This is a genomic window from Rathayibacter festucae DSM 15932, assembly GCF_004011135.1.
In the GTDB taxonomy this organism is placed as follows: Bacteria; Actinomycetota; Actinomycetes; order Actinomycetales; family Microbacteriaceae; genus Rathayibacter; species Rathayibacter festucae.
Genome location: NZ_CP028137.1, coordinates 3,116,939 through 3,137,558, shown reverse-complemented (window position 1 = coordinate 3,137,558; position 20,620 = coordinate 3,116,939). Strand labels below are relative to the sequence as shown.

The window sequence follows — 20,620 nt, the reverse complement described above, 5'->3', positions numbered from 1 at the left end:
CCGTGTGCCGCGGCTACTCGACCAGCAGGAAAGGGGCCGGTCAGCGCGTCCAGTCGGGCTCGGGGCTCTGCTGCTGCAGCTCGGCGGCGCGGGCGCGGGTGAGGTGCACGGAGTCGCGGACGCGGGTGGGCATCGGCACGAGGTGCTCGCCGGGCTCGCGGTCGTCGTCGAGGAGGAGGCGGACGGCGAGGGCGCCCATCTCCTCGAAGGGCGCGGCGGCGGTGGTGAGCATCGGGTGCAGGTACACCGCGATGTCGTCGTCGTCGAACGAGACGACCGAGACGTCGCGCCCCACCTGCAGGCCGGCCTCTCCCAGGGCGCGGTAGGCGCCGAAGGAGAGCCGGTCGTTCAAGCAGATCAGGGCGTGCGGCGTGACGCCTGCGGCGAGGAGGTCGCGGACCGCCTCGTAGCCGGCCTTCACCGACCACGGCCGGCAGGGCAGCTGGGCGATCGGGCGGACCCCGTGTGCGCCGAGCGACTCCCAGATCCCGTCGAGCCGGCGCTGCACGGCCAGGCTGAGCCACTCGTCGTCGGGCTGGTCGACGGAGCGGCCGACGATCACGACGCCCTCGGAGTGGCCGGCGTCGAGGAGCAGATCGACGACGTCGACCGCTCCCGCGCGCTCGTCGGCCAGCACGGCATCGGGTCGCGGCCCGCCGGGGGAGCCCTCGGGGTCGTCGGCGACCGCGTTCAGCATCACCACCGGCGTGCCGCCCACGCGGGCCGGCAGGCGGAGGGCGTGCGGCCGGGTCGCGGCGTAGATGATGCCGTCGACCTGACGGTCGGTGAGGGCGTCGACGGCCTCGTCGAGGGCGTCCGCCTCGCCCTCGGTCTCGGCGATGAAGAGCACGTGGTTCTGCCGCTTCGCCTCGCGCAGCGCCCCGCGGATGAGCCCGCTCGCGAGCCGGTCGACGGTGACCTGCTCCGAGATGAAGCCGATGATCCGCGACTTCCGCGTGCTCAGCGCCCGGGCGGTGAGGTTCGGCCGGTAGCCGAGCTCGTCGGCCGCGGCCCGCACCCGCTTCGCCGCGTCCTCGGACAGGCGCGTGCCCTGCCGGTCGTTCAGCACGAGGGAGACGGCGGTCGTCGAGACGCCGGCCTTCCGCGCGACGTCGGCCATCGTCACTCGCTGCCGCACTGTCGCGCCCCCCTCCGCCGTTCCTGGTCGTCCCATCGTAGATCGATACTGCTAAAGCGATTGACTTCGCGAGCTAAACCGCATAACTTCGCCAGTCAAGCGGTTTAGCACTGCTACTCGTTCAACGGAGAGGGATGCACATGCGGTCGACCATCGCCGAGGAGGCGCTCGGATGCTGACCCTCGAGGGCTCGTGGGTCTGGGACTTCTGGCTGGCCGACGACGGCGACGAGTTCCACGCCTTCTTCCTGCACGCACCGACCTCGCTCGGCGAGGAGAGCCGCCGTCACCGGGCCGCCCGCATCGGCCACGCCGTCTCCTCGGACCTCTCGTCCTGGACCGTGCTCGAGGGCTCGCCGTTCGCGCCGGGAGACATCGGCTCGTTCGACGAGACCGCCACCTGGACCGGGAGCGTCGTCCGCGGCGACGACGGGCTGTGGCGGATGTTCTACACCGGCTCGCGCTTCCTCCACCCCGAGCCGCTCGTCGCGAACATCGAGACCATCGGCGTGGCCGTGTCCGCCGACCTGCGCAGCTGGGAGAAGCAGCCCGGCCCGGTCGTCGTCGCCGATCCGCGCTGGTACGAGACTTGGGGCACCTCCGAGTGGAAGGAGGAGGCCTGGCGCGACCCGTGGGTCTTCCGCGACCCGAGTGGCGACGGCTGGCACATGCTCGTCACGGCGCGCTCCACGGAGGGGCCGCTCGACGACCGCGGAGTGATCGGCCACGCCGTCTCGCCCGACCTCGTCAGCTGGGAGGTGCGCCCGCCGCTCTCGCGCCCGGGTGCCGGATTCGCGCACCTGGAGGTCCCGCAGGTCGAGCTCGTCGACGGCCGCTGGCTGCTGCTCTTCTCCTCGACGGAGGACTCGATGACCCCGGCGCACGCGCTCGCGCACCCGCGGGCGGGCACCTGGGCGGTCGAGGTGAACGATCCGACCCGGTGCTACGACCTCTCCGGCGCACGACCCCTGACGAAGGACTCGCTCTACTCGGGCCGCGTCATCCGCGATCGCGCGGGTCGCTGGCAGTTCCTCGCCTTCCGCACCGCCGACGAGAACGGCGTCTTCCTCGGCGGAATCGTCGACCCGATCGCCCTCGGCTCGGCCGAGCTCACCGACGCCGCTCGCTAGCGGCCCCGATCCCGCCGGGGCCCGCAGGCGCGTCCCGGCCGCTACCACTCAGCCTGCACCCCGCATCCGAGGACGGATGCGCTCGCACAGCACCAAGGAGAACCATGAGGAACACACGCACCATCCGTCGCGGCGCCCTGGTCGCCGTCGCGGTCGCCACGGCGATCGCCACGATGACCGGCTGCTCGGCCGGAGGCGATGGCGGCACGGACGCCGCCGCCGGCGACGGCACGGGAGAGATCAACGTCTGGGCGCACCAGGGTCAGGACAGCGAGAACGCGGCTCTGCAGGCCGCGGTCGACGGCTTCAACAGCTCGCAGGACGAGGTGACCGCGAAGCTGCGGATCATCTCCGGCGACACCTACACGACCACGATCACGAGCACGCCGAAGGACCAGCTCCCCGACGTGCTCGAGATCGACGGGCCGACGCTCGCGAGCTTCGTCTACAACGACAAGATCACCCCGATCAGCGACTTCGTCGGCCAGGCCACCATCGACAACGCCACCCCGGGCTCCATCGCCGAGGGCACCTCGGACGACGAGCTCTACGCGCTGGCGATGTTCGACTCCGCCATGGGTCTGTACGGCAACAAGACCCTGCTCGACGCCTCGGGGATCAGCGTGCCGACCTCGTTCGACACGGCCTGGACGGCCGACGAGTTCTCGGCCGCGCTGAAGACACTCGCCGCGGCGAACCCTTCGGGCAAGTCCATCGACCTCAACGAGGCCAGCCTGTCGGGGGAGTGGGGTACCTACGGCTTCGCGCCCCTCATCCAGTCCGCGGGCGGCAACCTGATCGAGGACGGCAAGGCCGCCGGCGCGGTGGACTCGGACGCCAGCGTGCAGGCGCTGACCGACTTCGCGTCCTGGAAGGACTACTCCGACCCCAACTCGGACGGGAACGCGTTCGTCGACGGCCGGGTCGCGGTCGCCTGGGGCGGGCACTGGAACTACCCGACCTTCTCCGAGGCGCTCGGCGAGAACCTCGTCGCCCTGCCGCTGCCGGACTTCGGCGACGGCTCCAAGGCCGGCGCCGGCTCCTGGACCTGGGGCATCGGCTCCGGCACGAAGAACGGCGACGCGGCCGGAGCGTTCCTGGACTACCTCCTGAACGACCAGAACGTCGGCGCGATGACCACCGCCAACGGCGCCCCGCCCGCGACGAAGACCGCCTTCGCCGCCGACGCCCTCTACCAGGACGGCGGCGGGCTGGCCCTCTGGGGTCAGCAGCTGGCGAACGCCTGCGCAGCGGACGCGATCACGGACGACTGCATCGCCGTCTACCGCCCCGTCACCGCCGGCTACCCGACGATCACCGCGAAGTTCTCCGGAGCCCTCGCCGCGGTCTGGGGCGGCGCGGACCCGAAGGAGTCCCTGACCGACGCGGCCACCGCGATCGATCAGAGCTTCGCGGACAACGACGACTACAAGTAGCCGATCCGGGCGGGCGCTCGCAGCCGGGCGCCCGCCCACCCCCTCCTGCCGTCCGGCACCGACGCCGACAACCGAAGGACTCCGACCGTGGCCTCACCCGTATCGACGCCGATGCGACCCGTCGCTCTCACCCGCGCCCGACCCCGCTTCCGCTGGAAGGACACCCGCGACGGCGCCCTCATGGCCGCCCCGGCGGTCCTCGGACTGATCGCCTTCGTCGCCGTCCCGTTCGTCGCGGCGATCGTGCTCTCGCTCTACAACGTCCAGGTCGACCAGTCCCGGCCCGCGAAGTTCTGGGGTCTCACCAACTACATCCGGCTCTTCACGGATCCGGTGATCTCGGGAGCGTTCCTGCGCTCGCTGATCAACAACCTCGTCTTCGCGATCGTCGTGATCCCGGTGCAGACCGGCCTCGCGCTGCTGCTCGCCGTGCTTCTTAACCGCAAGCTCGCCGGCGTGCGCTTCTTCCGCACCTTCTTCTTCATGCCGGTCGTCTTCCCGATGGCCCTCGTCGCGGTCGTCTGGCGGCTCATCCTCGATCGCAGCAGCGACGGGCTGCTGAACTCCTCCGTCACCTTCGTCACCGGCGGGCTCGTCCCGGCGCACGACTGGCTCGGCTCCTCGGCGACCGCCCTCGGCTCGGTGATCCTGCTCTCGATCTGGCAGGGCGTCGGCTTCCAGATGGTGATCCTTCTCGCCGCGCTGCAGGAGATCCCGGAGGAGCGCTACGAGGCGGCCCGGCTCGACCGCGCGAACGGCTGGCAGCAGTTCGTCCACATCACGGTCCCGGGCATCCGCAACACGCTGATCTTCGTCACGCTGCTGACGACGATCCTGGCGTTCCGCGTCTACGACCAGGTCTTCGTCCTGATCCGCACCGCCGGCGCCAACGAGGAGGGCACCCAGACCCTGCTCTACAACGCGACCCAGGCCATCTACAGCGAGAGCAACCTCGGGCGGGCGTCCGCCATCTCGGTGGTCCTCTTCCTGATCATCGTCGTCATCACCCTGATCCAGCGTCGGGTCCTCCGCCAAGGGAGCGAGAGTTGAGCACAGCATCGGGGCGCCGTACCGCCCACACCGCCCGCACGGCGCGCACCGTCCGCGACTACATCGTGATGATCGCCGCTGCGGCACTCATGTTCGCGCCGATCTACTACCTCCTGATCGGCAGCCTCAAGCCGTCGGCGGAGGTGCTCGACGGCTTCGCCGGCTTCCTGCCGACGAACCTCTCCTTCGACAACTACGCCAGCGTCTTCACGGCGCTGAGCTCGGATGCGACCGGCCACTTCTGGCAGTTCTTCGCCAACTCGTTCGTGATCTCGCTCGTGATCGTCGTGGCGGGGCTCGTCGTCAACTCTCTGGCCGGCTACGCCTTCGCCCGGCTGGAGTGGGTGGGCCGCGACAAGGTGTTCCTGCTGATCGTGCTGCTCGTCATCGTGCCGTTCGAATCGGTCGCGATCCCGCTGATGTCCCTGCTCCAGGGACAGCGCGACACGCTCCTCGTGCAGATGATCCCGTTCATCGCCAACGCGTTCTCGGTCTTCCTCTTCTACACGTTCTTCCTCAACGTGCCCAAGAGCATGGAGGAGGCGGCCCGGCTCGACGGCCTCGGCGCCTGGGGGACCTTCGTGCGCGTCGTCGTCCCGAACTCGCGCCCGGTCTTCGCGACCGTCGCGATCCTGACCTTCCTCTCCTCCTGGGGCCAGTACCTCTGGCCCTCGCTGGTCACCTCGGATCCGGCCGCCCGGCCGCTGCCCCTGGAGATGGGCGTGTTCTCGGCGCAGGTCCCGCCCGACTGGGGACAGACGTTCGCCTTCGGCACTCTGCTGGTGCTGCCGGTGCTGATCGTCTTCCTGATCTTCCAGCGCTACTTCGTGCAGTCGGTCGCGGGCTCGGCCGTGAAGGGCTGATCCGCTCGCGTTGACCTCGTCAATAGTGAGTACACTCACTAATGAGTGCGCTCGCCACATCCGGTCGGGCCGCCGATCGTCTCCAGGAGTCCCCGTGCGCGCGTTCGTGATCGACAGGTACAAGCAGCCTCTGCACGAGGCCGACGTCCCCGAGCCGGTCGTCGGTCCGCGCGACGTCCTGGTGAAGGTGGCGGCCGCGGGGCTGAATCAGCTGGACGAGAAGATCCGCCTCGGCGAGTTCACGGCGATCCTCCCGTACACGACGCCGCTCGTCCTCGGCCACGACGTCGCCGGGACCGTCCTGCGCGTCGGGTCGGCGGTCCGCGGCTTCGCCGTCGGCGACACGGTCTACGCCCGCCCCCGCGACCACCGCATCGGGACCTTCGCCGAGCGCATCGCGATCGACGAGGCCGACGTGGCCCTCGCCCCGTCCTCGATCGGCCTCACCGAGGCGGCCTCGCTCCCGCTGGTGGCGCTGACCGCGTGGCAGGCGCTCGTCGTGAAGGGGAAGGTCGGTCCCGGATCGAAGGTCCTCATCCATGCCGGCTCCGGCGGAGTCGGCACCGTCGCGATCCAGCTGGCCAAGCACCTCGGCGCCTTCGTCGCGACCACCGCGTCGGCGGCCCAGTCCGGCTTCCTCCACGACCTCGGCGCGGACCTGGTGATCGACTACCGCAGCCGGGACTTCGAGAAGGAGGTCTCCGGCTACGACGTCGTGCTCGACAGCCTCGGCGGCGAGAACCTCGCGAAGTCGCTGCGCGTGCTGGCGCCGGGAGGCCGGGCCGTGGGCATCTCCGGCCCGCCCGACCCCGCCTTCGCGAAGAAGAGAGGGCTGAACCCGGTCCTCCGCCTCGCGATCGCCGCCCTCAGCCTCGGGGTCCGTCGCCGCGCCCGCTCGCTGGGCGTCCACTACGAGTTCCTCTTCATGGAGTCGAGCGGCGAGCAGCTGACCCGCATCGCCGAGCTCGTCGACGCCGGCGCGATCCGCCCGGTCGTCGGTGCCACCTTCCCCTTCCACGAGACGCCCGCCGCACTCGCCTCCCTCGGAGCCTCCCGCGCCCGCGGCAAGACCGTCGTCCTCGGTCTCTGACACTCCTCCCGCCTACCCGCCCCTGAAGGAGCAGACACCATGAGCACCGCCGATCCCGTCATCACCTCGTACGCGCTCGCCCCCGCGAGGAGCGTCACCACGCAGGGCAAGACCTTCGCCTACCGCGAGCTGGGTCCGGAGGAGGGCGTCCCCGTCGTCTTCTTCGGGCACCTCGCCGCGAATCTCGACAACTGGGACCCGCGCATCGTCGACGCGATCGCGGCGCGGCGGCACGTGATCGCGTTCGACCAGCAGGGCGTCGGCGCCTCCGGAGGCACCGTGCCGGGCACGATCGAGGAGGCCGCCGACGACGCGTACCTCTTCGTCCGGGGCCTCGGTCTCGAGAAGGTCGACGTCTTCTCGTTCTCGATGGGCGGGATGATCGCGCAGGACCTCGTCGTGAAGCACCCCGAGCTCGTCCGCAGGCTGGTGCTCACGGGCACCGGTCCCCGCGGCGGGAAGGACATGGACAAGGTGGTGGGCGTCACGTACTTCGACCTCGTCCGCTCCGTCCTCACCCGCTCGGACATCAAGGAGTTCCTCTTCTTCCCGCGCGACGCCGCCGGCAGGAAGGCCGCCAAGCAGTTCGTGGGACGCCTGAAGGAGCGCACCGCCGACCGCGACGAGAAGGTCAGCACCAAGGCCTTCACGACCCAGCTGAAGGCGATCCAGCGCTTCGGTCGCTCGGCGCCGTCGGACCTGTCCGTCATCACCCAGCCCACGCTGATCGCCAACGGCGACCACGACCGCATGGTGCCCTCGGTGCTGTCCCATGATCTGCACCGGCGCATCGCGGGGTCCGAGCTGATCCTCTACCCGGACTCGGGGCACGGCGGGATCTTCCAGTACTGGGAGGAGTTCGCTCCCGTCGCGGCGGAGTTCCTGCGGCCCTGATCAGCGGCCGAGGTGGCGGTCGGGCCGGGCTGCCGGTCGGGTCGGGCTGTCGGTCAGGTCGGGCTGTCGGTCAGGTCGGGCTGCGGTCAGGTCGGCAGGATCGCTGCGAGCTGAGCGCGGATCGCGGGGAGGATCGCCGCGACGTCGGGCTCGTCGCCGGCCGCGAGGGTGACGAAGACGACCGCGGAGACGACGCCGGCCACGGTGCTCGCGCTCGGCACGCCGCCGCGCTCGAGGATCTCGGCGATCGCCTCCTCGCTCCGGCCGACGATCGAGCGAGCTTCGGCGTGGTGCGGCTCCGCGGGGTCGCCGAAGACCATCTCGCGGAGGTAGACGCGGCCGTTGCCGACGTGGGCGCGGTTGCAGGCGACGATCGGCGCGACCAGCGCGAGCACGGCGTCGAGCACCGTCCCGGCGTCCGCGGCGGCGGCCCGGCCGCGCTCGAGGGCCTCGGCGTAGTGAGCGTTCTGCACGAGCAGCAGCAGCTCGCTCTTCGTCCTCGCGTAGAGGAAGAGAGTGCCGGTGCCGATGTCGGCGCGCTCGGCGATCTGCTGCGTGGTCACGTCGTCGACGCCGTGCTCGGCGAACAGCTCGCTCGCTGCTGCGGTGATCCGCTCGAGCTTGGCGAGCTTGTTCCGCTCGCGGCGCCCGGGCGCCGCCGAGGGCAGTGCAGTCGACATCGGACCTCCCGGGCTGAGGAACCGAGTGTACTCAGTTCTGCGGAGAGGGCCTGGGGCTCGGTCCGCCCTCTGCGGTAGCTGCTCGACCGGAGGGGAATCATGCTGATCGAGTAGGCCGCGCAGCGGGCGTATCGAGATCCACCGGCGTCGAAAGCGGAGTCTGCAGATCGGCCTGCTGGTGACGGTGGGTCTCGATACGCCGCGTGCCGCGGCTGCTCGACCAGCATGTGGCGCAGCGGGCGTGTCGAGAATCCGCCGCGTCAGCGTGCCGTGCGGCGCCTCCGGGCGAGGCCGAGCACGAGGGCTCCGCCGGCGAGGAGGGACAGCGCGGCGGCGGAGAGCCAGCCGGACTCGACGCCGGTGGAGGCGAGCGAGCCGGAGCCGGAGCCCGTCCGCGGCGGCACGGAACCGGCGGGGTGCGTCGGCGCGACCGTGGGCTGCGCGGTCGGCTCGGTGGTGGGCTCCGCGGTGGGCGCAACGGTCGGCTCAGCCGTCGGCACGGCAGTGGGCACGGCGGTGGGCACTGCGGTCGGCTCGGTCGTCGGCACCGGGGTCGGCGTCACCGCCGCTCCGAACACGTCGGCCGCGGAGCCGAGCGACGCGAGCACCGTCTCGCCGTTGGCGTCGTCGACGCCGTCGTTGTCGGTGACCGCGAAGACCTCGCCGGCGCCGGTGATGCCCAGGCCCTCGAGCTTCTCCTGCGTCCAGCCGTTGCCGGCCTCGAGCGCGGGCAGGACGTCGACGGCGAGCGTCTTCGCCAGCACGGGGAGCTCCTCGCCGATCGCGGCGCCCGGCCCCGTCGGCAGCGGCACGGTGTACACGGCCTTGAGCGCCGCGTCCGGTCCGTTGCGCTTGTCGCGCTCGATGACCGCGAGGGTCCCGGCGGGCGTCAGCGTGATCTCGGACAGGCCGTTCCAGTCGCCCTCGGCGCCGGACGCGGTCTCCAGCGGGTAGCCGAAGAAGCTCCAGCTGCCGGCCGCGACGTCGTAGCGGCCGAGCCGGACGATCCCGTCGGCGTCGGTCGACGCCTCGCGCTGCAGCGCGGTCCAGACGATCTCGCCGCCCTCGCCCGCCTCGATCGTGACGCCCTCGAAGCCCTGCGAGCCGAGCGCGTCGCCCAGCTCGGCGGGGAGCGCGATGCGCTCGAGCACGGCGGCGGAGGCGTCCAGGCGCAGCAGCGCGTTCTCGGGACCGGTCGCACCCTCGGTGACGGCCCAGAAGCCGCCGTCCTCGCGCGCGGCGATGCCCTCGAGGTCGAGCGCGGCCGGCTCGCCCGCCTCCGTCACGGTGAGCGTGGAGTCGATCAGCGCCGGGACGACCGAGGTGTCGACGGAGTAGACCGTGCTCGGCGCGTACGCGCTGTCGCTCACGGCGTAGAGACGATCCGCGGCGGCCGGGTCGCCGGAGAGGCCGGAGAGCGCGCCCCACGGCAGCGGCGAGCCGTCGACGTCGGCCGACGCGATGGTCGGGAAGGCGGGGGCGGAGGCGCCGAGCGCGTAGAGCTGCACGCTCGCGCGCACCGCCGCCTCGGCGTCGTCGGTCTCGCTCGAGACGACCAGCAGGTCGCGCTCGGGCAGGGCGAGCAGCCCCTCCGGACCGGGCGTGGAGGGCAGCGCCTGCACGAGGCGGGGCGCGGTGGGGTCGGAGACGTCGTAGACGGCGACGAAGTTGGCGCGCTCGGCGCCGACGAAGACGTACGGCACGCCGTCGAAGGTCGCCGAGAGCAGGCCCTCCGGCTCGGAGCCCTTCGCGTCGGAGCGCTTGTCGGGGTAGAGGCCGAGGCTGACGGCGAGGTGGTCGAAGGTGTTGCCGGCGTCCCAGACCACGGCGCCGGAGGCCGCGTCGAGGATCGACCAGCCGCGGGTGCCGCCCTTCCAGTCGCCCTCGTTCGCGATCGCGACGTGGTCGTCGCCGACCCAGCCGATCGCGTCGGGCTCGCGCGGGACGTCGGTGATCGAGTCGGTCAGCGCGATGCGGTCGTCGTCGAGGGTGTCGATCCCGGAGACGGAGGCGGTGCCGGCCGAGTAGGACGCGGTGACGGTGCGGGTGGCCAGGTCGAGGACCGCGACGGCGTTGTTCTCCTGCAGGGTCACCGCGACGGCGGTGTCGGCGGGGTTGATCGAGACGTACTCGGGCTCCGGGTCGCTCGGGGTGTCGAGGCCCGCGAGGCCGGCGAGCGCGATGTGCTCGGCGACCCAGGCGGACGGGTCGGCGGTGAGGTCCATCACGACGAGCTCGCCGGCGGGGGCCTGCGGGAGGTCGCCCTCCTCGGCGCCCTCGGGCGTGAAGTCCTCGTCGCGCTGGTTCTCGATCGCGATGACGGCGAGGTCGCCGGCGGTGGTGACGTCGATGGAGTCGGGCTGGCCGCCGAGCTCGATCGTCGCGACCGGGGCGAGGTCGCTCGCGTGCAGCACGCTGACGTGGCCGGAGGGGTTCGCGAAGTCGCCGTCGGAGGTGTCGACGACCGCGAGCACGTACTCGCCGGTCGCGTAGACCGAGGTGGGCTCGCCGCCGACGCCGACGCCGCCGAGGGGCTTCGGCGCGTCCGGGTCGCTGATGTCGAGGACGTTGATCCGCTGGCCGGCGGAGTCGGTGGAGTAGACCAGGCGGCCGTCGGGGGAGGCGCTGGAGATCTCGGCGACGGCGGAGTCGACCGCCGGGTCGGCGGCGTTGAGGTATGCGGGCACCGTGGCGACCCGCGTGAAGAAGGAGTCGCCGGCGGCGGTGGCGGGCAGCGCGGCGCCGACGGTGCAGCTCGCGAGGACGAGGGTGAGCGCGGCGCCGGCGGTGCGGCGGGGGGCGAAGTGACGGGGCACGGGTCTCCTGAGCGGTTTCGAAGGAACCCGCCCACGCTGGCCGCCCCGGGTGAACGCGACGGCGCGCGCAGGTGTCCGGCGGGCGAACGCCCGGGGGGCGGCGGGGTCGGAGGACTGGAGTCGGTGGACCGGCCTGCTGAGGACGGTGGGTCTCGATACGCCGCGTGCCGCGGCTACTCGACCAGCATGAAAGGGGGCGTGCCGATCTCCGCGCGGGGGAATGCATGCTGATCGAGTAGGCCGCGCAGCGGCCGTATCGAGAACCACCATCGTCCGAAGGGGAGCCTGCAGACCCGCCCTGCTGAGCACGGCGGGTCTACTTGGAAGGGACGCCCGCAGACATGCTGGTCGAGTAGCCCCGCAGGGGCGTATCGAGACCCACCCACCCCAAGGACGTCGGTCTCTTCCCCGTCCTGCGCTGGCGCCGGAGGCGCCCCCTCCGCTCGATACGCCGCGCGCCGCGGCTGCTCGACCAGCATGGGCGAGTGGACCCGGAACGGGGTCCGGCCGAAGCGCAGCGCCCGATGTGCGTCCACTCGCGGGAGGCGGCGCTCGCGACTGGACGCGTGCGGGGGTCTGCTCGGAGCTCGAGCCCCGTCGCGGGTCCCTTCGCGGATGCATGCTGATCGAGGAGGCCGCGGAGCGGGCGTATCGAGATCCACCGGCGTCAGGAGAGGGGTCTGCAGACCCGCCCTGCTGGTGACGGTGGGTCTCGATACGCCCCTGCGGGGCTACTCGACCAGCATGTTCGCAAGCGTCTCTTCCAAGTAGATCCGCCTGGCAGAGGTCAGCGGGCCGCGAGTCCCGCCGCCGCCGAGCCCCAGCCGGCCAGGGCCGCGCGCACGCGCTCGTCGCGCGCGAGGCCGAGGGCCTCGGCGTAGCCCTCCTCGAGGACGTCGTCGATGCGGACGCGGGCGCCCGTCTCGGAGGAGCGGACCGCCGCCTCGACCATCGCGAGGCTCCGCACGTTCGCGTGCACCTCGCCCGAGGGCACGGCGCCGGTCCCCAGCACGCGCACGAACTCGGCCAGCGAGCCGGCGATCTCCTGCGGGCCGGGCTCGAGCGTCGCGGTCTGCACCGCCTCCGACTCGCGCGCCTGCCAGGAGGGGGCGCCGTCGCCGTCCCAGTGCGCGGTGCCGCCCGCGCCGGTCACGCGCCAGTCGCCGTTCCAGGACGTCTCGAGCCCGTCGGCGCACCAGCTGCCGGTGTAGCTGAAGCGGACGCCGCCGGCGAACTCGAAGACGGCGCTCGCCGCGGCGCCGTCGGCGTACCAGCTCCAGGCCGGGTTGTACTCCTCGCAGTAGACGGCGACCGGGTCGCGGTCCAGGACGTAGCGCGCCGCGTCGAAGGCGTGGATCGCCATGTCGACGAGCAGCACGTGCGGCATCTCCTCGCGGAAGCCGCCGAAGTGCGGCGCCTTCGCGAAGAGGACCGACGCCGTGCCGAGCTCCCCGAGCCCGGCGACCTGCTCGCGGAACGCGGCGATCGCAGGATAGTAGCGCCGCGACTGGCTGGTCATCAGCAGCCGTCCGGCGACCTCGCTCGTCGCGGCGAGGATCAGCGACTCGGCGATCGTCGGCGCGATCGGCTTCTCCGACAGCACCGGCAGCCCGGCGAAGAGCGCCTCGCTGCTGACCGGGAGGTGCGCGCGCGGCACGGTGACGTTGACGACCGCGTCGGCGCCGGAGCGCGCGGCCACCTCGGCGACGGAGCTGCCGACCGCGATCGGCCCGACCTCCTCCTCCTCGGCGGCCCGCTCGGCGAGCGCGACGTCGAGGTCGACGAGGCCGACCAGCTCGGCGTCGGGGTGGTCGCGGATGGTGCGGATCCACGCGCGCCCCATGGCGCCCGCTCCGACCTGGACGAGACGGACGGTCATCGGACGAGCGCCCCCTGGTAGTCCTCGCCGGCGAAGAACTCGCCGGACTCGTAGCGCTGCAGCACGGGCAGGCGGCGCTCGGGGCGGTCGGAGCGCGCCCACTCGACGCCGTTCGCGATCACGCGGCGGACGTCGGCGTGGTGGTAGACGGGGAAGTCCTGGTCGCCGGGGGAGAAGAAGAAGATCCGGCCGTGGCCGCGCTTCCAGGTCATCCCGGAGCGGAACACCTCGCCGCCGGAGAAGGTGGAGAGGAAGACCAGCTCGTCGGGCGCGGGGACGTCGAAGAACTCGCCGTACATCTCCTGCTGCGGGATCGTGAAGGGGTGCGGCACGCCCTGCGCGATGGGGTGGGTCGGGTCGACGGTCCAGACGATCTCGCGGTCCTCGGCCGAGCGCCAGCGGAGCGTGCAGGTGGTGCCCATCAGCTTCCCGAAGATCTTCGACCAGTGGCCGGAGTGCAGGACGACGAGCCCCATGCCGGAGAGCACGTGGCGGTGCACGCGCTCGACGATCTCGTCGGCGACGGCGTCGTGCGCCATGTGGCCCCACCAGACCAGCACGTCTGTGCCGGCGAGGACCTCCTCGGTGAGGCCGTGCTCGGGCTCGTCGAGTGTGGTGGTCGAGACGGTCGCGCGCTCGCCGAGGTTCTCGGTGATGCCGGCGGCGATCGTCGTGTGCATGCCGTCGGGATAGATCGCGCGGACCTTCTCCTCGATCTGCTCGTGGCGGTTCTCGCCCCAGACGAGGACGCGGAGGGGAGCGGCGGGTGTGGTCACGGAGGGTCCTTCTTCGTCGGAGGTGTCGAGTGCGCCGGTGCAGCGGTTAAGCGCTTTACCGGCGAGTGCTCCTAGACTGCGGGACACCGCGCCCCCGCGTCAACCGCGACGGGGCGCGTCGAGCGGAGGGAGGCGCGATGGCGACCATGCAGGACGTCGCGCGCCGCGCGGGCGTGTCGATCGCGACCGTCTCCTTCGTCGTCAACGCGAGCAAGCCGGTCTCGCCCGAGACCGCCGCCCGGGTCCGCGAGGCGATGCGCGAGCTCGGCTACCGCCCGCACGCCCTCGCCCGCGCTCTGGCCCGACGGCGCTCGATGATGATCGCGATCGTCTACCCGCTGGTCCCCTCGCGTCCGCTGAACACCGCGACGACGTTCCTCGCCGGCGCCGCCGAGGCGGCCGCCGAGAGCGGCTACTCGATCGTGCTCTGGCCCACGGTCGGCGGCGCGGAGAAGCTCGCCGATCTGCGCGCCGACGGCCTGCTCGACGGCGTCGTGCTGATGCAGGTGACCTCGGACGACGAGCGGGTGGCGGTCCTGCGCGACTCCGGCACCCCGTTCGCCCTGCTGGGCCGCATCCGCGACCCCTCGGCGCTGGACTGGGTGGACATCGACTTCGAGGGCATGGTCGAGGAGGCGCTCGAGCGCCTGACCGCGCTCGGTCACCGCCGGGTCGCGCTGGTGCTCGGGCCGGAGCGCGGCGCCGACTTCGGCCCCTACGCGCGGACCCGGGAGGCGTTCGAGCGGGCGGCCGCGGCCCGCGGTCTGACCGCCGCGCTCCTGCACTGCGAGGAGACGCCGGCCGGCGGCCGCGCGCTGGCCCGCTCGCTCGACCCGGAGGCGGCCACGGCGGTCCTGGTGATCAACGGCGGCGCGGCGGTCGGCTTCGCGCACGAGCTGCGCCACCGCGGCGTGCGGGTGCCCGAGGACCTCTCGATCGTCCTGCTCGCCTCCGACCCCGACGTCGCGGACCTCGCCGACCCCGCGCTCGATCTGCTCGTCGCGCCGGGCCACGCGCTCGGCCGCCGCGGGGTGGAGGCGCTGCTCGCCCGCCTCGCCGACCCGGCCGCGCCGCTGCTGCAGGAGCGCATCGGCGGGCCGTGGCGCTCGGGCGGGTCCGTCGCGGCACCGCGCGGCTGAGCATCGGAGAATTCGCACCGCACCGGTCTGCCGACCGTCCCATCGTCCAGGTGGCGCAGACAGTGCACCTCTGGCAGTTCCTGGCTGATCAGCGAATCCTCCAGTCTTCTCCGGAGGATCGCCCGTGCGGATCGGGCGGCACGAGGCCTAGCGTGAGAGCACCGTTCCGGCCCGAAGGAGCACCCGGCATGACCCGCGCGACCCGCTCACCCCATCCGCCCGCCCACCTGCCGCCGCGGCTGACCCTCTCGCTCTGGGACTTCTCCTGGTACACGCGGACGATGCCGGGCGAGCCCTTCCACGACCTCGGGCGCGCGTTCGACGAGGCGGTGGAGCGCGGCTGCAACACGGTCCGGATCTGTGCGGCTCCGCTCCTGCTGTTCGGCGACCACTCGATCGACACCTCGCAGCTGCGCTTCTCGAACATGGGCGGCGACGTCGGCCGGGGCACGCGCTGGTACGACGCCGTCGGCGGCGCCGTGCTCGACCTGCGGGCGCGCCTGGTCGAGCTGTTCCGCCAGGCGGCCGCGCACGACGTCGTCGTCATCGTCTCGTCCTGGGAGTACCAGCAGAGCCCCGCGTTCCTCAGCGACTCGTCCTGGCACGACATGCTGACGGCGATCCCGCCGACCGAGCGCCACGAGGCTCTCGCCCGCGCCGAATCGCGGCTGATCGCCTTCCTCGAGGCCGAGGGGCTGGCCGACCGCATCGCCTACGTCGAGGTGCACAACGAGGTCGACCTGTCCCGGCTCGACGAGGTGCCGGCGGAGGGGCTCGACACCTTCTGGGCGCAGAAGCCGTACCTGACCGCCGCGCTGGAGATCCTGCAGGCGGAGCATCCGGACGTCCTGTCGACCGTCTGCTACGGGATCCCGCCGTACCTCGACCTCGACTCCGTGCCGGAGAACGCGCAGGTCGCGCACGTGCACTTCTACGTCTACGGGGTCCTCGCGGCGCTGGAGGAGTGGGCGGGGGTGCGGGCCGAGCCGCCGGTGTTCCCGAGCGCCGAGCTGAAGTCGCTGCTGCGCGAGGGGGCGCCCGAGTTCGACGCCGTGGCGCACGCCGTCGAACCGTGGCGGCTCGCGGCGACCGGCATCAGCCCGAGCATGTTCTACGCCTACGACCGGGTCGATCCGGTCGCCTGGGACGCCTGGCTCTACTCGCACTACGGCCGCTACGAGGTCGCGATGCGGGAGGCGATCGACGTCCGGCTGCGCGCGGTGGCGACCTGGGCCCGCCGCCGCGGAGTGCCCGCCGTCGTCGGCGAGGGCTGGATCGGCTACACGCCGCTGGAGGCGGAGTTCGAGGACGGGCCGGCCGGCCAGGTCCTCGCCGGCTACGCCGTCCAGCGCTGCATCGACCTCGGCTACTGGGGCACGCTCGTGGGCTCCAACTCCGCGCCGCAGCACCCGGGCTGGTCGAACGTCGAGTTGCAGCGGCGGCTGAACGGCCTCGTCCTGGCGTCCGGGGAGACCGGGGAGACCGGGGAGACCGGGCCCGCGACGCTGTCCTCCGCTCCGCTCGGTTCCGCGCCGCTCGGGTCCGCTCCGCTCGGTTCCGCTCCGCTCAGTTCCGCGTCCGGTACGCGTGCGGAGTCAGGCCGTGGATCCGCTTGAACTGCCGGGCGAAGTAGAAGGAGTCCTCGTAGCCGGCGGCGGCGGCCACCTCGGCGATCGGCCGCTCCGTCATGTCGAGCAGCTCCCGGGCCCGCGCCATCCGCAGCTCGGTCCGGTACTGCAGCACCGGCATCCCGAAGCGGCGCCGGAAGAGGGCCGCGAAGTGCGACGGGCTCAGGCACGCCATCGAGGCGAGCTCCGCCACCTCGATCCGCTCGGCGGGGTGGTCGTGGAGGAACTGCGCGGCGCGGTCGAGGGCGGTGCTGCGCGCGTCGCCGGGCGGGCGGTCCGAGGCGAGGATCGCCAGTAGGTGCCAGGCGGCGCCCGATGCGGCGAGCAGGCTGTTCGTCGTCGAGTCGCAGCCCAGGTGCGTGATCGCCGCCGAGATCAGCGCGACCGCGGCGTAGACGTCGGACAGGGTGCGCACCGGCGCGTCGACCGTCGCGCGCGCGGCCAGCAGGAACTCGGGCAGATCGCTGCCGGAGAGGTGCAGCCACCACAGTGTCCACGGGTCTGCGGCGTCGGCCCCGTAGCCGTGCGGCTCCCCGGGCGGCAGCAGGAGGATCTGACCCGCGGTCACGGCGAAGGTGCCCGCCGCCGTCGTGCACCAGCCGGAGCCCCGGGTGCAGACCAGGACGACGGCGTCCGCGATCGGGCTGGTGCGCACCCGTCCGTGTCCGCGCGCCTCGGGGAAGTGGCCGCAGTCGGTGACCAGGAGGTGCGACGTCCCCGGCTGCGTCAGCGCCTCCCGCACGCGCGGACGCGGCAGGACGTGCATCGTCTCGCCCGGGAAGCCCGCTCCGACGATCGTCGGCGTCCGTGCGCACCGCATCAGCGTTCCGTCCAGAAGTTCCACGGTTTCCGTCCTCCGTCTCGGCACCGGATCTGATCTTGACTGGGCCGCGTGCTCGATGACAACGCTGCCATTCCCGCCGACAGTACCAGTGGAACGTCCGGGGGAAGCGCTGCAGCGCCGCCCCCTCCGCCCGCCCCGGAGGACGTCGCGTCCACCGACGAGCTGTTCCTCCTCGGTCTGCACCTCGAGGAGCTCCCGCGCTCCGGCTGCGCGCCCGAGCACTACTGGGAGGAGGCGGTCTGGCGGGACCCCGGCGACGCCCGCTGCCGTGTCGCGCTCGCGAGGTCGCTCGCCGTCGCGGCCCGCTTCGACGAGGCGGAGGGCCACCTCCGCTCCGCGATCGAGCGGCTGACGTCCTGGGGTGTGGTGCCGGCGGACGGCGAGGCGCACCACCGGCTGGGCGAGCTCCTCGCCCGGCAGGGGCGGCCGGCGGAGGCGCTCGAGGCTCTGAGCACGGCGCGGACGACATCGGCCTGGCGCGTCCCGTCCGGTGTCGCGCTCGGGCGGCTCCTCCTGGCGGCGGGCCGTCTCGAGGAGGCCGAGGCGGTGCTGCGCGAGGTGCGCGCGATCGACGGGCAGCACGCGCGGGCGACGCTCCTGCTCGCCGTCGTGCTCCGGCGCGGCCGGCGGGCGCAGCAGTCGAGGGCGCTGCTCGAGAGCGTGCTCGCGCACGATCCGCTCGACCACTGGGCGCGCGACCTCGCCGGGCGCCCGCTCGACGCCGACGCCGACGCGCTGCTCGACGTCGCGCTGGAGTACCGCGACGCAGGACTGCCGGACGACGCACTGCGGCTGCTCGCCCTCGCGCTCGCAGCCGATGCCGCGCGGCGCACCCCCTCCGAGCGGACCGGGGTGGTGCCGCTGGTGCATTACCACGCCGCGCTGCTGCACGAGCGGCAGGATCGCCCCGACCAGGCGCGGGCCGCCCGGCGGACCGCGCAGCAGGCGCCGCTCGAAGGCTGCCGCCCGGTCCGCCTCGAGGACGTCGAGGCGCTGGAGGCGGCCGACGCCGAGGACACCACCGCCCGCTTCCTCCTCGGCGGCTGGTACGCCGCGGTGGGTCGCGTCGAGGACGCCTTCGCGGCCTCGTGGTCCGCCGCCGCTCACGACCCGAGGGCGTGGGTGCGGGTGGCCGCGCTGCGCGCACTGGGGGCGGCCTCCTGCACCGCGTACGGCGACGCCGAGGCGGGGCTCGCCTATCTCGAGCGCGCGCGGCACCTCGCCCCCGGCGACGCGGAGCTCCTCGTCGAGTACGACCGGCTCCGGGTGCTCCTCGGGCACGAGGGGCGGCTCGCCCTCCTCGAGGAGAACGAGGCCCTCGTCCTCGAGCGCGACGATCTGACCCTCGAGTACGCGGCGCTGCTGGTCGCCGACGGCCGCGCGGGTCGCGCTCAGGGCCTGCTGCTGGGCCGAGTGCTCGGGCAGGGGGAGGGCGCGGGGAGCTTGGTCCCCGAGGGGCGCGTGCTCGAGGTCTGGGATGCGACGATGATCGCGCTCGCCGACGGGTCGTCGCCCGCCGACGCGCTCACCTTCCTCTGCGCCGCCCTCGCGCCGCCCGCCTGCCTCGGCGAGGAGCGCCCGCCGTCGGCCGTCCCCGCCGGACTCCTGCTCCGCCGCGGCGCCGCGCGGGCGCGCCTCGGCGACGACGCGGGCGCCACCGACGACTGGGAGGCGGCGGCCGGGCTGACCGGCGACGCCGTGACGGCGCCGCGCTGCGACGAGCAGACGGTCTCCGCGATCCGCGCGCTCCTGGCGCTCGGGCGCCGCGCCGAGGCCGACCGCCTGACGACGGCCTTCTCCGAGTGGATCGACGAGGAGGCCGCGATCCCGGCCACGGCCGACTGGACTCGCCCCGGCGAGCTGTTCCCGCCGGAGCCGCAGCAGCAGAAGGACGCGCTGCTGGCGCGCTGCCGCGAGCAGCTCGCCGCGCTGGCACAGGAGCGGAGGAGCGAGTGAGCGGGCGATCACAACGGCGATAACATTATCGCCGATGGTCGAGTTGATAACATTATCAACATGCGCAGCTCCCTCGACAACCCGTTCAGTCCCGGCTCCGACGCGGTGCCCGAGATCTGGGCGGGGCGGACGACGCAGCTGAGCGATTGGCGTGACGTGCTCCGTCCCCGCCTCGCGCGAGGCCTCCCCGAGCGCGGCCGCACGATCCTCGGCGAGCCCGGACTCGGCAAGTCCGCCCTGGTGCGGCGGATCGCCCGCGACGCCGCAGCGGACGGCGACTGGGTGACTCCGCAGCTGCGCATCCCGTCGGGTGCCGATCCGCTGAAGCTCGTGGCCGCCGCCCTGCTCGCTCTCGCCGAGGCCGCCGGTCTGCCGACGGCCCGGGAGAAGCGGATCGCGGCCCTCCTCGAGCGCGTGCAGGCGGTCGCTGCATCCGGGCTGTCGCTCACCCTCCGCGGACAGGACGGCCCGGAGGCGCACACCGCGCTGACCGAGCTGCTCGTCGAGGTGGGCCGGGCCGCGATCGCGCAGGACGTCGTCGTGCTCGTGCACCTCGACGAGGTGCAGAACATCGCCGACGAGAGCGGCCTCTCGCAGCTGCTGATCGCGCTCGGCGATGCCATCACCCACGAGGAGACGGTCACGCTGCCGGGCGGCGTACAGGTGACCCGCTTCCTGCCCATCGCGGTCTACCTCACCGGCTTGCCTGACTTCGAGGACCGCGCCGGCGGCCAGAAGGGCGCCACCTTCGCTCGCCGCTTCAAGACGACCGTGCTGACCGCCATCGACGACGACGACATCGTCGCGGCGCTGCAGGACTTCGTGCTGCCCGGCTGGGAGGTCGCGGACGGCGCGGGTGGGACGGGCCGCATCCGGATGGAGGCCGACGCCGTCGCGGCGATCGTCGACCTCTGCCGCGGTGAGCCGTTCCTGTTCCAGCTGGCCGGGGAGAGCGCTTGGTACGCGGGGACCGACGCCACGATCACGCGCCGGCAGGTGCTTGCGGGCTGGCGAGGCGTGCAGCGGGAGGCGGCCGCGCATGTCGAGCGGATCCTCGGCCGGTTGCCCGCGCGAGAGCGCGCCTTCCTCGAGGCGATGGCGGCACTGCCCGCTCGCGACCGCTCGCTCACCCGGATCGCCCGCGCTCTCGGTCTGTCGAAGCCGTCGGAGGTGGGGACGACGGCGCAGCGGCTCGATACCGTCCGCGGGATCATCGACCGCGGAAAGCTCTACGGGTTCCGCCATCGGGCGATCGAGGCGTCGCTGACGAGCGAGTGGCCGCGGATGGACTGAGGCGCGCGG

General features: G+C 72.8%; 16 protein-coding genes. 10 read left to right on the top strand and 6 right to left on the bottom strand.

Annotated elements, in window-relative coordinates:
* Window positions 1-40 precede the first annotated feature (40 nt).
* Window positions 41-1,120: a LacI family DNA-binding transcriptional regulator gene (locus tag C1I64_RS14390; RefSeq protein WP_127887669.1), complete on the bottom strand. Its 1,080-nt coding sequence runs from the start codon at window positions 1,118-1,120 to the stop codon at window positions 41-43.
* A 190-nt stretch (window positions 1,121-1,310) separates the two neighbouring features.
* Between C1I64_RS14390 and C1I64_RS14385 the strand changes: the two genes are divergently transcribed.
* The 6 genes from C1I64_RS14385 to C1I64_RS14360 all read left to right on the top strand — a co-directional run bounded on the left by C1I64_RS14385 (window position 1,311) and on the right by C1I64_RS14360 (window position 7,600).
* Window positions 1,311-2,267 carry a glycoside hydrolase family protein gene (locus C1I64_RS14385; RefSeq protein ID WP_127887668.1) on the top strand — a complete coding sequence of 319 codons (957 nt, stop codon included), beginning with the start codon at window positions 1,311-1,313 and terminating at the stop codon, window positions 2,265-2,267.
* 104 nt (window positions 2,268-2,371) lie between these two features.
* Complete coding sequence (locus C1I64_RS14380) at window positions 2,372-3,703, top strand: sugar ABC transporter substrate-binding protein (RefSeq protein WP_127887667.1); 1,332 nt, start codon at window positions 2,372-2,374, stop codon at window positions 3,701-3,703.
* A gap of 87 nt (window positions 3,704-3,790) precedes the next feature.
* Entirely contained in the window at window positions 3,791-4,753 is a 963-nt protein-coding gene (locus C1I64_RS14375; protein WP_244209490.1) for a carbohydrate ABC transporter permease, read from the top strand.
* The gene (locus C1I64_RS14370) at window positions 4,750-5,616 is read left to right on the top strand and encodes a carbohydrate ABC transporter permease (protein WP_244209489.1); all 867 of its coding nucleotides are present in this window, start codon (window positions 4,750-4,752) and stop codon (window positions 5,614-5,616) included. Before C1I64_RS14375 ends, C1I64_RS14370 begins: the two co-directional genes overlap by 4 nt.
* A 94-nt stretch (window positions 5,617-5,710) precedes the next feature.
* Complete coding sequence (locus C1I64_RS14365) at window positions 5,711-6,706, top strand: NADP-dependent oxidoreductase (RefSeq protein ID WP_127887666.1); 996 nt, start codon at window positions 5,711-5,713, stop codon at window positions 6,704-6,706.
* A gap of 39 nt (window positions 6,707-6,745) precedes the next feature.
* Window positions 6,746-7,600: an alpha/beta fold hydrolase gene (locus C1I64_RS14360; protein ID WP_127887665.1), complete on the top strand. Its 855-nt coding sequence runs from the start codon at window positions 6,746-6,748 to the stop codon at window positions 7,598-7,600.
* Window positions 7,601-7,686: 86 nt separating this feature from the next.
* Here the strand turns inward: C1I64_RS14360 and C1I64_RS14355 are convergent, their stop codons facing one another.
* From C1I64_RS14355 to C1I64_RS14340, 4 genes are all read right to left on the bottom strand, one after another.
* Complete coding sequence (locus C1I64_RS14355) at window positions 7,687-8,280, bottom strand: TetR/AcrR family transcriptional regulator (protein WP_127887664.1); 594 nt, start codon at window positions 8,278-8,280, stop codon at window positions 7,687-7,689.
* 260 nt (window positions 8,281-8,540) lie between these two features.
* On the bottom strand, window positions 8,541-11,096 hold the full coding sequence (locus tag C1I64_RS14350; RefSeq protein ID WP_244209488.1) for an esterase-like activity of phytase family protein: 2,556 nt from the start codon (window positions 11,094-11,096) through the stop codon (window positions 8,541-8,543).
* A gap of 787 nt (window positions 11,097-11,883) precedes the next feature.
* Window positions 11,884-12,975, bottom strand: a complete 1,092-nt coding sequence (locus C1I64_RS14345; RefSeq protein ID WP_127887662.1) for a Gfo/Idh/MocA family protein — start codon at window positions 12,973-12,975, stop codon at window positions 11,884-11,886.
* Window positions 12,972-13,751, bottom strand: a complete 780-nt coding sequence (locus tag C1I64_RS14340) for a ThuA domain-containing protein (protein WP_127887661.1) — start codon at window positions 13,749-13,751, stop codon at window positions 12,972-12,974. Before C1I64_RS14340 ends, C1I64_RS14345 begins: the two co-directional genes overlap by 4 nt.
* Window positions 13,752-13,888: 137 nt before the next feature.
* On the opposite strand from C1I64_RS14340, the gene C1I64_RS14335 reads away from it, so the two are divergent.
* Window positions 13,889-14,890: a LacI family DNA-binding transcriptional regulator gene (locus C1I64_RS14335; protein ID WP_127887660.1), complete on the top strand. Its 1,002-nt coding sequence runs from the start codon at window positions 13,889-13,891 to the stop codon at window positions 14,888-14,890.
* Between the two features lie 188 nt (window positions 14,891-15,078).
* Window positions 15,079-16,506 carry a cellulase-like family protein gene (locus C1I64_RS14330; protein WP_127887659.1) on the top strand — a complete coding sequence of 476 codons (1,428 nt, stop codon included), beginning with the start codon at window positions 15,079-15,081 and terminating at the stop codon, window positions 16,504-16,506.
* On the opposite strand, the gene C1I64_RS14325 is transcribed toward C1I64_RS14330, so the two are convergent.
* On the bottom strand, window positions 16,457-17,362 hold the full coding sequence (locus tag C1I64_RS14325) for an AraC family transcriptional regulator (protein ID WP_127887658.1): 906 nt from the start codon (window positions 17,360-17,362) through the stop codon (window positions 16,457-16,459). The two genes, C1I64_RS14330 and C1I64_RS14325, sit on opposite strands and share 50 nt — an antisense overlap.
* Before the next feature lie 48 nt (window positions 17,363-17,410).
* Between C1I64_RS14325 and C1I64_RS14320 the strand changes: the two genes are divergently transcribed.
* Both C1I64_RS14320 and C1I64_RS14315 read left to right on the top strand, forming a co-directional pair.
* A complete protein-coding gene (locus tag C1I64_RS14320) occupies window positions 17,411-19,318 on the top strand; it encodes a tetratricopeptide repeat protein (RefSeq protein ID WP_127887657.1) in 1,908 nt (635 codons plus the stop codon).
* A 60-nt stretch (window positions 19,319-19,378) separates the two neighbouring features.
* On the top strand, window positions 19,379-20,611 hold the full coding sequence (locus C1I64_RS14315) for an ATP-binding protein (protein WP_127887656.1): 1,233 nt from the start codon (window positions 19,379-19,381) through the stop codon (window positions 20,609-20,611).
* Window positions 20,612-20,620: the final 9 nt, after the last annotated feature.

Coding starts and splice junctions, on each gene's coding strand:
- C1I64_RS14390 (WP_127887669.1), bottom strand. CDS start 1,120: ATGGCCGACGTCGCGCGGAAGGCCGGCGTCTCGACGACCGCCGTCTCC.
- C1I64_RS14385 (WP_127887668.1), top strand. CDS start 1,311: ATGCTGACCCTCGAGGGCTCGTGGGTCTGGGACTTCTGGCTGGCCGAC.
- C1I64_RS14380 (WP_127887667.1), top strand. CDS start 2,372: ATGAGGAACACACGCACCATCCGTCGCGGCGCCCTGGTCGCCGTCGCG.
- C1I64_RS14360 (WP_127887665.1), top strand. CDS start 6,746: ATGAGCACCGCCGATCCCGTCATCACCTCGTACGCGCTCGCCCCCGCG.
- C1I64_RS14355 (WP_127887664.1), bottom strand. CDS start 8,280: ATGTCGACTGCACTGCCCTCGGCGGCGCCCGGGCGCCGCGAGCGGAAC.
- C1I64_RS14345 (WP_127887662.1), bottom strand. CDS start 12,975: ATGACCGTCCGTCTCGTCCAGGTCGGAGCGGGCGCCATGGGGCGCGCG.
- C1I64_RS14335 (WP_127887660.1), top strand. CDS start 13,889: ATGGCGACCATGCAGGACGTCGCGCGCCGCGCGGGCGTGTCGATCGCG.
- C1I64_RS14330 (WP_127887659.1), top strand. CDS start 15,079: ATGACCCGCGCGACCCGCTCACCCCATCCGCCCGCCCACCTGCCGCCG.
- C1I64_RS14315 (WP_127887656.1), top strand. CDS start 19,379: ATGCGCAGCTCCCTCGACAACCCGTTCAGTCCCGGCTCCGACGCGGTG.